The organism is Variovorax sp. H27-G14, from assembly GCF_046156345.1.
Lineage (GTDB): Bacteria > Pseudomonadota > Gammaproteobacteria > Burkholderiales > Burkholderiaceae_C > Variovorax.
Map to the genome: position 1 here is coordinate 407,225 of NZ_JAYLVN010000002.1, position 14,475 is coordinate 421,699.

Annotated in this window: 14 protein-coding genes; 12 read left to right on the forward strand and 2 right to left on the reverse strand. The window is 68.7% G+C overall.

The window, feature by feature from the left end; translation table 11 throughout:
* Positions 1–158: 158 nt before the first annotated feature.
* Genes bluB through VLK31_RS07495 form a run of 10 tightly spaced genes read left to right on the forward strand, consistent with a single transcriptional unit; the run spans position 159 to position 10,038 of the window.
* On the forward strand, positions 159–842 hold the full coding sequence (gene bluB / locus VLK31_RS07450; RefSeq protein ID WP_409167744.1) for a 5,6-dimethylbenzimidazole synthase: 684 nt from the start codon (positions 159–161) through the stop codon (positions 840–842).
* Positions 842–1,315 (forward strand): MotA/TolQ/ExbB proton channel family protein, encoded by a 474-nt coding sequence (locus VLK31_RS07455; RefSeq protein WP_409167745.1) that lies wholly within the window; start codon positions 842–844, stop codon positions 1,313–1,315. The genes bluB and VLK31_RS07455 overlap by 1 nt, the downstream gene beginning before the upstream one ends.
* On the forward strand, positions 1,312–1,710 hold the full coding sequence (locus VLK31_RS07460) for a DUF2149 domain-containing protein (RefSeq protein ID WP_409167746.1): 399 nt from the start codon (positions 1,312–1,314) through the stop codon (positions 1,708–1,710). Before VLK31_RS07455 ends, VLK31_RS07460 begins: the two co-directional genes overlap by 4 nt.
* The gene (gene cobN, locus VLK31_RS07465) at positions 1,707–5,792 is read left to right on the forward strand and encodes a cobaltochelatase subunit CobN (RefSeq protein WP_409167747.1); all 4,086 of its coding nucleotides are present in this window, start codon (positions 1,707–1,709) and stop codon (positions 5,790–5,792) included. The genes VLK31_RS07460 and cobN overlap by 4 nt, the downstream gene beginning before the upstream one ends.
* A gap of 9 nt (positions 5,793–5,801) precedes the next feature.
* Positions 5,802–6,788 (forward strand): adenosylcobinamide-phosphate synthase CbiB, encoded by a 987-nt coding sequence (cbiB, locus tag VLK31_RS07470; protein WP_409167748.1) that lies wholly within the window; start codon positions 5,802–5,804, stop codon positions 6,786–6,788.
* Positions 6,785–7,804 (forward strand): aminotransferase class I/II-fold pyridoxal phosphate-dependent enzyme, encoded by a 1,020-nt coding sequence (locus VLK31_RS07475; protein WP_409167749.1) that lies wholly within the window; start codon positions 6,785–6,787, stop codon positions 7,802–7,804. The genes cbiB and VLK31_RS07475 overlap by 4 nt, the downstream gene beginning before the upstream one ends.
* A 24-nt stretch (positions 7,805–7,828) precedes the next feature.
* Entirely contained in the window at positions 7,829–8,182 is a 354-nt protein-coding gene (locus VLK31_RS07480; RefSeq protein WP_409167750.1) for a CidA/LrgA family protein, read from the forward strand.
* Positions 8,179–8,907: an LrgB family protein gene (locus tag VLK31_RS07485; protein WP_409167751.1), complete on the forward strand. Its 729-nt coding sequence runs from the start codon at positions 8,179–8,181 to the stop codon at positions 8,905–8,907. Before VLK31_RS07480 ends, VLK31_RS07485 begins: the two co-directional genes overlap by 4 nt.
* Positions 8,908–8,953: 46 nt before the next feature.
* Positions 8,954–9,547, forward strand: a complete 594-nt coding sequence (locus VLK31_RS07490) for a GNAT family N-acetyltransferase (protein WP_409167752.1) — start codon at positions 8,954–8,956, stop codon at positions 9,545–9,547.
* Positions 9,548–9,573: 26 nt separating this feature from the next.
* Entirely contained in the window at positions 9,574–10,038 is a 465-nt protein-coding gene (locus VLK31_RS07495; RefSeq protein WP_409167753.1) for an OsmC family protein, read from the forward strand.
* A 56-nt stretch (positions 10,039–10,094) separates the two neighbouring features.
* Here VLK31_RS07495 and VLK31_RS07500 read toward each other — a convergent pair whose 3' ends face one another.
* On the reverse strand, positions 10,095–10,862 hold the full coding sequence (locus VLK31_RS07500) for a flagellar brake protein (RefSeq protein WP_409167754.1): 768 nt from the start codon (positions 10,860–10,862) through the stop codon (positions 10,095–10,097).
* 222 nt (positions 10,863–11,084) lie between these two features.
* Positions 11,085–11,999 carry a LysR family transcriptional regulator gene (locus tag VLK31_RS07505; protein WP_409167755.1) on the reverse strand — a complete coding sequence of 305 codons (915 nt, stop codon included), beginning with the start codon at positions 11,997–11,999 and terminating at the stop codon, positions 11,085–11,087.
* Positions 12,000–12,180: 181 nt separating this feature from the next.
* Here VLK31_RS07505 and VLK31_RS07510 point away from each other — a divergent pair, with 181 nt between their 5' ends.
* Both VLK31_RS07510 and VLK31_RS07515 read left to right on the forward strand, forming a co-directional pair.
* On the forward strand, positions 12,181–13,065 hold the full coding sequence (locus VLK31_RS07510) for an alpha/beta hydrolase (RefSeq protein WP_409167756.1): 885 nt from the start codon (positions 12,181–12,183) through the stop codon (positions 13,063–13,065).
* A gap of 148 nt (positions 13,066–13,213) precedes the next feature.
* Entirely contained in the window at positions 13,214–14,464 is a 1,251-nt protein-coding gene (locus VLK31_RS07515; RefSeq protein ID WP_409167757.1) for an efflux RND transporter periplasmic adaptor subunit, read from the forward strand.
* Positions 14,465–14,475: the final 11 nt, after the last annotated feature.

Sequence of the window (14,475 nt, forward strand, 5' to 3'; positions counted from 1 at the left end):
GGGCGTCGGGTGCTCCCCGCAGCGAAATAAAGGAGGAGGGCGAAGCCCGGGGGACATTCGCGGAGGGGAGTACCCGGCGGCCTGTGCACACGCCCTGAACAACATCGCCCTGAACCGCACCAAGGCCAAAAAAGGGCGCGGCACAGCCGTTTAAAAAATTGACGCACCACGCTTTCCCGGAAGACCAGGCCCAGGCCGTCTACCGCGCCATCCACGAACGCCGCGACATGCGCCATTTCGCAGGTGGTCAAGTCGACCCTGAAGTGTTGCGACGGCTGCTCGACGCCGCACACCATGCGCCCAGCGTCGGTTTCATGCAGCCCTGGCGCTTCATTCGCATTCGGGGTGAAGGGCTGCGACAGCAACTGCACCGCGTCGTCGAACACGAACGCGTGCTCACCGCCCGTGCCCTTGGCGAACGCGAAGACGAGTTCATGTGCCTCAAGGTGCAAGGCCTGCTCGACGCCGCCGAACTGCTGGCAGTGACGCTGGCCGACGGCAGAGAAAAACACGTGTTCGGCCGCCGCACACTGCCGCACATGGATTTGGCATCGGCATCGTGCGCCATCCAGAACCTCTGGCTCGCGGCACGCGCCGAAGGGCTGGGCATGGGGTGGGTGTCGCTGTTCGACCCGGTCGAAGTGTCGGTGCTGCTCGGCCTGCCCGAAGGCGCCGAACCCATCGCCTTGCTGTGCCTGGGACCCGTGCACGATTTTTATGAACAACCGATGCTGCAACGCGAACGCTGGGCCCAGCGCGCGCCGCTCGCCTCGCTGGTGTTCGACGAAGGCTGGGGCCGGCCTTCGGACCTGTTCGACAGCCCCTCCACGGAAACCCCCTGATGCTTGCCTTCGACACCGTTATCTTCGAGCTGGCGCGCCTGTTCCTCTGGCCCGTGACGCTGGGCGTGCTGCTGTCCTTCGTGTATGCCGTGTACTGCCTCGGTGCCTTCGGCATCGAGTACGTGCAGCGCCGCCGCGACCCCCTGCGCGTGCTGGTGCTGCAACGCCACGCCGGCGCAAGCCAGGAGCAGATGGAGCTGGTGGTGCTCAAGCAGCTCGAAGGCGTGCGCCTGTGCAGCCGCGTGGCACCGATGCTGGGGTTGATCGCGACCATGATCCCGATGGGGCCGGCGCTGGTGGCCGTGGCGTCGGGTGAGTCGCAAGGCGTGGCGCAGAGCCTGGCACCGGCGTTTGCCAGCGTGATCGTGGCGCTGGCCTCGGCGTCGATCACCTTCGTGGTCTACACCGTGCGCCGCCGCTGGCTCATGCGCGAACTGGTGACGGTGCTGGATGCGCGGGACCGGCTGTCATGACCCGGCGCCAGTTTTCGATACTGAGCAGCCTGGACACCGACGACGACGACCCGGTGCTGTCGACCATCAACCTGATCGACGTGTTCATGGTGGTGATCGGCATGCTGATGATCGCGGTCATCAACAACCCGATGAACCCGTTCGCGCACGACAAGGTGACGGTCATTCGCAACGAAGGCCAGCCGAACATGGAGATCATCACGCGCGAAGGCCAGAAGATCACGCGCTTCAAGGCCAGCGGCGCGACGGGGCAGGGCGATGGCGAGAAGGCCGGCACGGCGTGGCGGTTGAAGGACGGGTCGATGGTTTATGTGCCGGCGGATGCTGTGCCGGCGGGTGCACCGGCGGCTGCGGCACCGGCTACGGCTGCGGCACCGGCCCAGGGCGGGAAGTGACGCGGGTTTTCTTCTGCTTCCTGCTGGCCCTTCTCGGGCTGCTGGGGGTGCAGGCACCGGCCCATGCGCAGCATGTCGCCTCGCATGCCGCCTCGCATGTCGTGGTGCTGAGCACGTCGCTGGTGTCGCCAGCGCGCGTGGTGCGGCTGCAGGCTGCGGCGCGCGAGGCGGGTGTGCCGCTGCAGGTGGTGTCCGCGTCGGCGGATTCGCCCGAGACGCTGGCCGCGGCGCTCGAAGGCGCTGCACTGCTGGTCATCGATGCGCCGTACCTCAGCGTGGCGCAGGCCGCTGCGGCGCGCTTCGGCGACACCATCGCCCAACGCGCCACGCCTTACGTGCTGATCGGCGAATTCGCCCTGGTGGCCAAGGCGCAGCCTTCCGTGGCCGCGCCATTGGCGGCCGAGCGCGGTGTCGATGCCGCCTGGGCGCAGCGGTTGCGCGAGTACTGGCGCTTTGCCGGCGCGGCCAACCTTGGCGCGGCCATGAAGGCGCTCACGCAGCCCGGCAAGCTCGCAGGTTTGCCGGCTCCGGTGCCCGTGCCGCTGGCCGGCCTCTATCACCCCGGCTGGCCGCGCATCGAGACCGACATCGCCGCCATCGACGCACTGCCAGGCAACAGCAACGGCACCGTTGCCATCGCCGTCAACGGCGCCACGGTTACCGGCGACGACACCGGCTGGCTCGACGCCCTCATTACCGCGCTCGAACAGCGTGGCCTGCGCGCCTACGCCTTCTACGGCCCGCGCCAGCAGAAGGACCTGTTCTTTCGCATGACGCATGCGGGCGATCAGCGCGTGGCCGATGCCATCGTCAATGCCTCGCTGGTGTTCAGCCCCAACGAACGCAAGGCCGAGCTGGAGCGCATCGGCGTGCCGGTGCTGCAGACCTTGCCGTCGCTGGCGATGGACGCCGCGCAGTGGGCGCAGAGCAAGGACGGCCTCTCGCAGACCGACATTGCCGCGTACTACAGCCCGAGCGAGCTGGCCGGCATGACCGACCCGATGCTCGTGAGCGCACGCGACGCCGCGGCCGGCACGCTGCAGCCGCTGCCCGCGCAGATCGACGCCGTGGCCGCCAAGGCCGCCGCCTTGTTGCGCCTGCAGCGCACGCCGGCCGGGGAGCGCAGGGTGGCGATGCTGGTCTACAACTACCCGCCGGGCGAAGCGAACTTTGGCGCGTCCTTTCTCAATGTGCCGCGCAGCGTGAACAACATGCTCGCGGCCATGAAGTCGGCCGGCTACCGCACCGAACTGCCCGGCACCGACGCGCTCATCGCGCAGGTGCAGGCGACCATGAAGGCCTACTACCCGAGCGGGCAGGGCGATGAACTGCAGCCGCTGCTCGCGCGCAATCTGGCCGACGCGATGCCGCTGTCGCGCTACGTCGCATGGTTTCGTGCGCTGCCCGCTGAAACGCAGCGCCGCATCGAAAGCTACTGGGGCCCGCCCGAAAAGTCGACGCTGCTGCGCCCGGTGGGCGTGGCGGGCGAGCCGGCTTTCGTGATTCCGCGCGTGCAGTTCGGCAACGTGGTGGTGCTGCGCCAGCCGCCGCGCTTCGAGCCCGGCACGCAGGTGGCGGACAAGGCCGCGCAGGTGTACCACCGCTCGGCCATTCCGCTGAGCCACAGCTACCTGGCCACCTACCTCTGGCTGCGCACGCAGTTCGGCGCCAGCGCGGTGGTGCATGTGGGCACGCACGGCACGGTGGAATGGTCGGCGGGCAAGGAGCGTGGGCTGTCGGTGCAGGACGATCCGCTGCTCGCGCTCGGCGACCTGCCCAATGTGTACCCGTACATCATGGACAACCTGGGCGAGGCCACCACCGCCAAGCGCCGAGGCCGCGCGACGATGGTGAGCCATTCGACACCGATGTTCGCGCCCGCGGGCTTTCGCCCCGGCGTGCAGGAGATGCACGAGCGCATGCACGACTGGGAAACGCTGTCGCCCGGGCCGGTGAAAGCCGCGCTGGAAAAGCAGCTGACGGGCGAGTTCGTCGCGCAGCACTACGACCGCGACCTGCAGTGGCCTCCCGCGCGCATTCGCGCCGACTTTGCGGGCTTCATCGCCGTGCTGCACCCGTACCTGGACGAGCTGGCGCAGACCGCGCAGCCGCTGGGCCTGGCGACCTTCGGTCAGGCCCCCGACGCCGAACGCCGGCGCATGACCGTGCTGCAGATACTCGGCAAGCCGCTGGTCGCGGCGCTGGGCGAAGACATCGACGAGGCCTTCCTGGTCGATGCGAAGAACGTGGCCGCTTCGCGGCCTGCGCGCTGGGTGGCACTGGCGCTCACCGACGCGCCGGCTGCCATCGCCATGGGCAAGACCGACGCCGACAGGCAAGCCCTTCAGGCCCTGGCCGAGCGTGCGCAAAAGCTCGACGACGTGCTCGCGCACAACGAGGAAATCGACGGCCTGCTGACCGCGCTGGACGGCCGCTACCTGAAGTCCAGCTACGGCGGCGACCCGGTGCGCAACCCCGACAGCCTGCCCACCGGGCGCAACCTCTACGGTTTCGACCCGAGCCGCGTGCCGACGCGCGCCGCCTGGGACGCGGGCGTCGCGGCCATGGACGCGTGGATGGCCGACCATGCGAAAACCCATGCCGGCAAGGCCCCCGAGAAGATCGCCTTCACGCTCTGGGCCGGCGAGGCCTCGCGCCACCAGGGCGTGCTGGAGAGCCAGGCCTTCTATGCCATGGGCGTGAAGCCGCGCTGGGACGAGGGCGGTCGCATGACGGGCATCGAGCTGATTCCCGCGGCGGTGTTGAAGCGCGCGCGCATCGACGTGCTGCTGAGCGTTACCGGCTCCTACCGCGACCAGTTTCCCAACGTGATGCGCTGGCTCGACGAGGCGGTGCAGCAGGTGGCCGCGTTGCGCGAGCCCGGCAACGCCGTGGCCCTGCACAGCGAGGCGCTGGCGAACAAGCTGCGCGCGCAAGGCGCATCGGCACAGGAGGCGCAGCGCTGGTCGACCGCGCGGGTGTTCTCCAACGAACAGGGCAGCTACGGCGCGGGGCTGGAAGAGGCCGCGCTGGCCAGCGATGTGTGGAAGAACCAGCAGCGCGGCGGCGGCGATGCGCAGATGGCGCAGCTCTACATCGACCGCATGGGCCACGCCTACGGCAAGGGCCTCGACGGTGCCGTGCGGCCCGGCGCGTACGCGGGCAACTTGGTGCAGGTCGATGCGGCGCTGATGGCGCGCAGCTCCAACCTGTACGGCGTGCTGACCAACGACGATCCGTTCCAGTACCTCGGCGGCATCGCACAGGCCGTGCGCCAGCTCACGGGCAAGGAGCCGGCGCTGTACGTGCAGAACCTGCGCGACGGCGGCGCGGTGCGCACCGACACCGCGGCCGGCGCCATCGCCCGAGAAATGCAGACCCGCTACCTGCACCCGCAATGGATTGCGGCGCAGAAGGCCGAGGGCTACAGCGGCACGCTGCAGGTGCTGAAGACCGCGCAGTTTCTCTGGGGTTGGCAGGTGACCGCGCCGGCCGCCGTGCGGCAGGACCAGTGGCAGTCGCTGCACGACGTGTATGTGCGCGACAGGTACAAGCTGGGCACGCGCGAGTGGCTGGAAGGCGACAACCGCGCCGCCTTTGCGCAGACGCTGGAACGCATGCTCGACGCGGTGCGGCTGAACTACTGGAAGCCCGACGCCGCCACGCGGCGCGAGCTCGCCCGCGCCTATGCACAGACGGTGCAGGCGAGCGGGTTGCGCGAGCGCAATGCGGGCGTGCAGCGGTTCGTGCAGGCGGAGCTGGCTTCAGCGGCGCCGTCTGCTTCATCGGTGCCGTCGCCGTTGTCTGCGCCTTCAAGGCCACGGCCCGTGGTCGAACCCGTGATCGCTGCCACGCCTTCGCCCGACGCTGTGCCGGCGCCCGTTTCTACGGAGCCGGCGCCAGGCAGCACCCAGCCGGTGAGCGGCCTCAAGCTCGAAGCCACGCCGGCCGAATCGCCGCCGCCCGCCGCCGAGTCCGTCGTGCTCCGGCTCTGGGTGGCGCTGGGCGCGGCGTTGCTCTTGGCGTTCGGTGCATGGAGGCAATGGCGCCGCGGTTTGAAGCCTGCCCGCACGCCTTCCTGATTCGCGAAAATGACCGGACTCATGCCGCACCTGAACCTTGAACACGCCCTTGCCGTGGCCGCCGCGCTGTGGATTGCGCTGGCCATCGACCGCTGGCTGGGCGAGCCGCCCGCGCGGCTGCATCCCGTCGTGTGGATGGGCGGCTACCTCGGCTGGATCGGTTCGCGCGTCGCGCCGCGCATGCACCAGGCCAAGCCCGTGGACCTGGCGATGTTTTTCATCGGCGCCTTGACGTGGTGCGTGGGCGCGGCATGCGTCGCGGGCATTGCGATGTCGCTGCAGACCGTCGTCACGCTGTCGGTGCCCGCGTGGGCCATGGCTCTGCTGCTGGGCCTGCTGCTCAAGCCGCTCTTCGCCTGGCGCATGCTGCGCGACGAGGTGCTCGCGGTGGAGGCCGCATTGGCCGTGTCGCTCGACGACGGGCGCAAGCAACTCGCCCGGCTGGTGAGCCGCGATGTCTCCCTTCTCAGCGAGCGCGAAGTGCGCGAAAGCGCCATCGAATCGCTGGCAGAGAACCTCAACGACTCGCTCGTGGCGCCGGTGTTCTGGTTCGTGCTGTTCGGCCTGCCGGGCGCGGCGCTGTACCGCTTTGCGAACACTGCCGACGCCATGTGGGGCTACCGCGGCGAGCGCAACGGGCGCGACTGGACCTGGTTCGGCAAATGGGCCGCGCGCGCGGACGACGTGCTGTCCTGGGTGCCCGCGCGCATCACCGTGCTGCTGCTGGCGCTGGCGGCGTGGCGTTGGCCGGTGGGGCTGCGCGGCGAGGCGCGCCGCACGCCGTCGCCCAACAGCGGCTGGCCGATGGCGGCCATGGCGCTGCTGCTGGGCGTGCGGCTGGCCAAGCCGGGCGTGTATGCGCTGAATGCCGAGGGCAGGGCGCCTTCGGCGGCGGACATGCAACGCACCGCACAGTGGGGCGAGCGGGCCGCGCTGGCGCTGGCCGTGCTCGCCTCGCTGGCGATCGTGGCGACGACGGGATGGCGCTGGTCATGACGGCCACGCTGCACGGCGGCCCGGATGCATCCGGCGCCGCGCTGCATGACTTCTCGACCAACGGCAATGCGGTGGGGCCTTGCCCGGCCGCACTCGACGCACTGCACTCGGCAGACGCCGCGCACTATCCCGACCCGCACTACACCGCACTGCGCGTCAAGCTCGCGGCCTTCCATGGCGTGGCCGTGGAGCGCATCGTGATCGCCGCGAGCGCGAGCGAGTTCATCCACCGCATCAGCGCGGCCGTGATGCAGCAAGGCGGCCGCAAGGCCTGGCTGCCGCCGCACAGCTACGGCGACTACGAACGCGCGGCGCAGGCCTGGGGCTTGCAGGTGCTGCGCGCACCGCAGGCGCCGGCAGACGCGGCGTTGCGCTGGTGCTGCGAGCCTTCGAGCCCGCTGGGGCAACTGCAAGCGGACCTGCCGCAGCACGCCGCAATGACCGATGGCGTTTGCGTGCTCGATTTGGCCTACGCGCCGTTGCGGCTCGAAGGGACACCCTCGCTGAGCGCCGCGCAGCGCAACCGCAGCCGCGCGTGGCAGATGTGGACACCCAACAAGGCCATGGGGCTGACGGGCATTCGCGCTGCCTATGCCATTGCACCCGAGCAAGCGGATGCGGGCCTGTTGCAGCGCATCGAATCGCAGGCGCCTTCGTGGCCGCTGGGCACGCACGGTGTGGCGCTGCTGGACGCCTGGGTGAGCGACGCAGCCCAGCAATGGCTTGCGCAAAGCCTGCAGACCTTGAGGGAGTGGAAATCTCAGCAACGCGAGGTCTGCGAATCGTTGGGCTGGGAATGCTTTGCGAGCGACGCGAACTTTTTCTGCGCGCGCACGGAGCGCCCGTATGCCACGGGTCACGCATTCGCCGAAGCGTTGCGCGCCGACGGCATCAAGCTGCGCGACTGCGCCTCCTTCGGCCTGCCGGGTCTTGTGCGCCTGGGCGTGCTGCCGCCCGCGAGCCAGCGCGCCCTGAAAGAGGGGTGGACACGCGCCGCCGCTTGCACCGACCATTGAACCGTCCTTCGAACGGGAGAAGCCATGCTCTACGCCATCACCACGCTCTTTCTGTGCCAACTGGCCGGCGAACTGCTTGTGCAGTGGCTCGGCCTGCCCATTCCCGGTCCGCTGATCGGCATGGTGCTGTTGTTCATCGGCCTGCTCGTGCGACGCGGCGTGCCGCAGGCGCTGAGCGACACCTCGGGCCATCTGCTGCGCAACCTGATGCTGCTGTTCATTCCGGCCGTGGCCGGCGTGATGCTCCACTTCCAACGCGTGGGCCAGGAATGGCTGCCGTTTCTCGCGGCGGGCATCGTGGGCGCGGCCTTCACCATGACGGTGACGGCACTCACCTTCCGCTGGATGATCCGCATCACCGGCAAGAGCGCCGAATGACCGCGCCGGCCAAGCTGTCCGAAATCTGGGTGTTCCTGGCCCAGTCGCCGCTGCTGTGGCTCTCGCTCACGCTGCTGGCCTACCTGGGCGCGCTGTGGCTGCACACGCGCAGCGGGCGCAACCCGGTGGTCAATCCGGTGCTGGTGGCGGTGGTGCTGATCGTGGGCGTGCTGCTGCTCACGCGCACACCGTACGAAACCTATTTCGAAGGCGCGAAGTTCGTGCACTTTCTCATCGGCCCGGCCACGGTGGCGCTGGCCGTGCCGCTGTACAGCCAGATCGCGCGGTTGCGGCGGCTGTGGCTGCCCATTGGCGTGGCGCTGCTGGTGGGCTCGGTCGCGGCCATCGTGTCGGCCATCGGCATTGCATGGGTGCTGGGTGGCTCGCACGCGCTGCTGATGTCGCTCGCGCCCAAGTCGGCCACCATGCCCATTGCCATGGGCGTGGCCGAGAAGATCGGCGGGCTGCCTTCGCTGGCGGCGGTGGCCGCGGCCGTGGCGGGCATTTCGGGCGCCATCATGGCCACGGGGCTGCTGAACCTGCTGCGCATCAAGGAGCCCGCGGTGCGCGGTTTCGCGGTGGGCATGGCGGCGCACGGCATCGGCACGGCGCGCGCCATTCAGGTGAACGAAACGGCGGGTGCCTTCTCCGCGCTGGCCATGGGGCTGAACGGCATTGCCACGGCCCTGCTGGTGCCGCTGATCGTCAAGCTCATGGGGGTCTGAGAAGGACCAAGGACCCAAGGACCCAAGGACCCAAGGACCGATCGACGTGCCGCTGTACCGCTCCCGCCCCCTCACCGATCCGCGCCCGATGGAGCTCGTGTGGCCCGACAGGCGCTATCTGCCGGGCTACGTGTCGGCGCTCAATCGCGGCTGGTCGCGCGACGAGTCGCGGCCCGAGTCGGGCTCTGAAGAGCGGGCCGCCATCGAGGCGGACGCCACGCTGTTCCTCGCGAGCCTGGTCGACCGCGAGGCCCTGGGCGCGCCCATCACCATGCCCGACGGCACGCAGGTGCCGCGCCTGCCGGGCTACAAGTGCTGGATGTGGGACGGCGAGTTCTGCGGCAGCATCGACCTGCGCTGGAAGCCCGGCACCATCCATTTGCCGGCCTACTGCCTGGGCCACATCGGCTACAACGTGGTGCCGTGGAAGCAGCGCAAGGGCTACGCCACACGCGCGCTTGGCGCCATGCTGATGCTGGCCGCCAGCGAGGGGCTGAGCCGCATCGAAATCACGACCAGCCCGGACAACTTCGCTTCGCAAAAAGTGATTCTGGCCAACGGCGGCGTGCTGGCCGACACCTTTCTCACGCTGCCGAGCCAGGGCAGCCTGACCAAGTACCGCTACTTCATCTACCTCTGAATTTTCAGCTTCAGGAACAAACCGACATGGCCCAGTACACCGCGCAGATCCTCTGGGAGCGAGGCGAGCAGGACTTTCTCTCCAACACCTACAGCCGTCGGCACTCGCTGCGTTTCGACGGCGGGGCGGAGGTGCCGGGCTCGTCGTCGCCGCACGTGGTGCCGCTGCCCATGTCCGACGCGTCGGCGGTCGACCCGGAAGAGATGTTCGTGGCCGCGCTGTCGAACTGCCACATGCTGTGGTTTCTCACGATGGCGGTGAAGCGCAAGTTTATCGTCGACCGCTACTTCGACTCGGCGACCGGCGTGATGGAAAAGAACGCCGAGGGGAAGATGGCGATGACCGTGGTCACGCTGCGGCCCGAAGTCAGCTTTTCAGGCGCGAACCTGCCCACGCAGGAGCAGATCGTGCAAATGCACCACCGGGCGCATGACGAATGCTTCATCGCGAACTCGGTGAAGACCGAGGTGCGGTGCGAGCCGGTGTTCTGACCCCCACGCATCCACACGGTTCGCACCACCTCAACGAACCACCTCAGCGCACGACCTCAACGAACCATCGCGTTGCGCTTCATCTCCAGCTGCGTGATCAGCCGCTGCAGCCGGCCTTCCACGCTGCCCGGCAGCGCCAGAAACCTGAAGCCGAGCTGGTAGCGCAGCTTGCCGTTGGGCAGCGTGGAAGGGCGCTGCGACACCAGCTCCAGGTCGAGCGACAGCCGCCCCAGCGTGCCCAGCGAGAGCTCGCAGTTGCGCAGGAAGGTGCCGATCGGCAGGATGGCCACGCGCTCGTCCATGGTGCGCATGCCCACGCCGCCCAGCGACAGGTCGTGCACGTCGAAGCGAAACGCATCGCCCTTGGGCCAGCGGCCGGTGCAGGTGAACGAATCGAGCGGCGTATCGACGCGGAAGTACTCGCGGCGCTGCAGGTAGAACAGCACCTCGGGAAAGTCGACCTCGAAGGCGGGCAGGCCCTCGAAGCGGTTCTCGCGCGGCGTGGCGGTGGCGAACTCGACGCGCACGCCGTCCGGCTGGGCGCTGAAGTGGCAGCGCGGCGCGGCCAGCAGGCCCTGGTTCTGCTCCGTGGAGGCGCCCCAGTCGAAGGTGAAGGTGCGGGCGCGCACGTCCACGTCGAGCAGCTGCGTTACCAGCTGGCCGCCGGCGTACTGCACGGTGAGAAAGTCGCTGCTGTTGACGAGGTTGCGCAGCCGCGCGCCAATTTCCAGCGGGTTGCGGCGGCCGTATTCGCTGCTGCCGATGTCCGGCGGGGTCTGCGTCTGGCTGGGTGCGTCGGCCTGGCCGTTCGACTGGTTGTCCATGGGTTTGCGGGAAGGTATGTTTGTGCGGGCGCGGCTTGGGTGAAGCCGCGCCACGCGCGTTCGTGCCGGAGATTGCAGCGCGCTCCGGTCTCGGTTGGCCTGGCTCTCCATCAATAGCGGCAGCTGGCGGCCAAACTTTAGGGTGCGGCGGGGAAATATTTGCTGCGCCGCCCAATACACCGCCCAATGCACCGTCCGCTGCACCGCTTCATTCGGGGCCGATCAGCGCCGCTGCAGCCTCGGATTCTTCGCGAACAGCTCCGCCGTCCAGTCCACGAACGCCCGCACCTTGGCGCTCAGGTGCCGGTTGGGCGGGTACACCACGTGAATGGGCAGCGGGTCGCGCTCCCAGTCGGGCAGCACCTCGACCAGCTCGCCGCTTTCCACCAGCGGCTCGGCCATGAAGGTGATGCACTGCGAAATGCCGAAGCCGCCCAGCACGGCCGTGATGTGCGCGTTGCTCTCGTTGACGGACACACGGTAGTGCCCGTTCAGCTCGATGTGCTCGTCGCCCTTCTTGAACTCGTGCGGGTACACGCGCCGCGTGGTGCCCGAGAAGTAGCTCACCACCACGTGGCGCTTTTCGATTTCGTTCGGGTGCTGCGGCATGCCGTAGCGCTTGATGTACGCGGGCGACGCCACGGTCATGAAGTGCAGCGTGCCGATGCGCCGCGCCACCAGCGACTGGTCGTTCAGCTCGCCCGCGCGAATCACGCAGTCGACGTTGTCGCTGATCAGGTCGACGGCGCGGTCGCTCACGCCCAGGTCGACTTGAATGTCGGGGTAGCGGTCGCAGAAGCTGGCCAGGTGGGGCAGGATGATCAGCCTGGCCACCGAGGTGCCGATGTCGATGCGCAGCCGCCCCGTGGGGTTGGCCTGCGCATTGGTCATGCTGGCTTCCATGTCGTCGAAGTCGTTCAGCAGGCGCGCCGCGCGCTCGTAGTAGGCCGCGCCGTCGGGCGTGACCGTCACGCGCCGCGTGGTGCGGTTGAGCAGCTTCACGCGCAGGCGCGCCTCCAGCGCCTGAATCTGCTTGGTGACCGTGCCTTTGGGCAGGGCGAGCGAGTCGGCTGCCCGGGTAAAGGTGCCGGCCTCCACGACGCGGACAAAGATCCGCATGGCCTGGATTTGATCCATCGAATGCCTGTTCTGGGGTACCCGGCCCACACCGGGGGAGGCGGATTCTCACACAAGCGGGCAAATCCCCGTTGACCACGCGATTGTTAGCGGTTTGGAAACAGAGTAGGGGCATCAACCCTGTTTAAGGGCCCATGCCGCGCCTTATATTTCATCCATCGCCCATTCCCCGAGGTCGCCAATGTCACCCGCTCCATCGTCCCTTTCTGCCGAAGCTGCCGTTCGCGCCGCCACGCAAGGCGTGGAAGCCGATCTGTCGATCGAGCTGCCCGGCCGCGAGCCGGTGGGCGCCCGTGTGTACGGCCAGCGCTCCAAGGGCGACGTGGTTCCGCTGGTGCTGCACTTTCATGGCGGCACCTTCGTGTGCGGCAACCTGGACAACGGCCGCAACGTGGCCCGGCTGCTGGCCGGTGCCGGGGCGGTGGTGGTGTCGGTGGCCTACCCGCTGGCGCCTGAGTCGCCTTTCCCTGAGCCCATCGAGGTGGGCTACGCCGCCCTCGAATGGCTCTACAAGCAGCGCACCAAGCTCGGTGGCAAGGGTGCGCAGGTGTACCTGGCCGGCGAGGAAGCCGGTGGCAACCTGGCCGCCGCGGTGGCGCTGATTGCCCGCGACCGCGCGCATCCGCCGATTGCCGGGCAGATTTTGCTGTCGCCCATGCTCGACCCGTGCGCCGGCACCGCTTCGCTGCGCAAGGTGACCAACGACGCCACCGAGTGCCGTTGGGCCAGCGGCTGGGAAAAGTACCTCAGCTGCCCCTCCAACGCCACGCACCCCTATGCGGTGCCCAGCGGCTCGCTGCGGCTGGCCGCGTTGGCACCCGCGCTGGTGCTGGTGGGCGCGGACGACGCCATGCACGACGAGGCCATGGCCTTTGCCAACCGCCTGCGCGGTGCCGGCATCGAGGTGACGAGCAGCGTGCTGCCCAGCGCCGCGAACTGGCCCAAGGCGCTGTACGACACCGAGAACACTGCCTGCGTGGCCTGCGAGGCCACCGTGCAACGGCACTTCCGTGAGTTCTTCAGCGCGACCACGCCGCCCCCCGCGGCGTCCAACCACCCCAGCTAGCCCTCAGCCCACCCCGGCTGCCTGAACAACACGCTGCCCACGCGGCAGCGTGCAGGGGCCCTCTTTTTTCTGAATTTCGCCTCCTGGTGCCAAAAAGCGCCGGGCTGGCCTGTTGCATCCCAAAAGTCATCGAGAAGGACGAACCATCATGTCGAACAACGAAAAAAAGCAGTCTTCCACCGCCCCCCGGGCGCTGTGGCCCGCCGTGACCGGCCTGACCGCGGTGCTGGCAGTGGCCGCCGCCGTGCTGGGCATGCACAGCTTCAAGGCCGAGGCCAACAACGCCCCGGCCGCGCCCCCGGCCACGCCGGTGTCGGTGGCCATCGTGGCGTCGAGCGAAATCAACGCCTGGGACGAGTTCTCTGGGCGGCTCGAAGCCGTGGAACGCGTCGATGTGCGCTCCCGCGTGGCGGGCGCCGTGCAGTCGGTGCATTTCCGTGAAGGCACGCTGGTGAAGCAGGGCGAGCTGCTGGTCACCATCGACCCCGCGCCGTACGCGGCCGAGGTCGAGCGCGCCGAAGCACAGGTGGCCTCCGCCCAGGCCCGCCAGTCGTTCAGCCGCAGCGAGCAGGAGCGCGCCAAGCGCCTGTGGGACGACAAGGCCATTGCCCAGCGCGAGTACGACGAGCGCGTGAACGCCGGCAGCGAGGCCAACGCCAACCTGCGCGCGGCGCAAGCCCAACTGCTGACCGCGCGCCTGAGCCTGGGCTACACGCAGGTGCGTGCCCCGGTGTCGGGCCGCATCGGCCGGGTCGAGGTGACGGTGGGCAACCTGGTGGCCGCCGGCCCCGGCGCGCCGGTGCTGACCACGCTGGTGTCGGTGAGCCCGATCTACGCGAGCTTCGATGCCGACGAGCAAGTCATCACCCGCGCCCTGAAAGACCTGCCCAGCGGCTCCAGCGCCCGCGGCAAGATCGACACCATTCCCGTGCAGATGGGCACCGCCGGGCTGGACGGCACGCCCTTCACCGGCAAGCTGCAGCTGATCGACAACCAGGTCGACGCCAAGAGCGGCACCGTGCGTGTGCGGGCCTCGTTCGACAACAAGGACGGCGCGCTCATTCCGGGCCAGTTCGCCCGCATCCGCATGGGCCAGGCCCGCAACGACACCGCGCTGCTGGTGAGCGAACGCGCCATCGGCACCGACCAGAACAAGAAGTTCGTGATGGTCGTGGGTGAAGACAACAAGGCCGCCTACCGCGAAGTGACGCTGGGCGCCTCCATCAACGGCCTGCGTGTCGTGAGCAAGGGCCTGAAGGCGGGCGAGCGTGTGGTGGTCAACGGCCTGCAGCACATCCGCCCGGGTGCGCTGGTGGCGCCGCAGCAAGTGACCATGGACGCCAAGGCCGACCCGAAGCAACAACAACCGGAACGCGTGGCCGAGGCCGCCAAGTCCTGATTTCGCAGGAG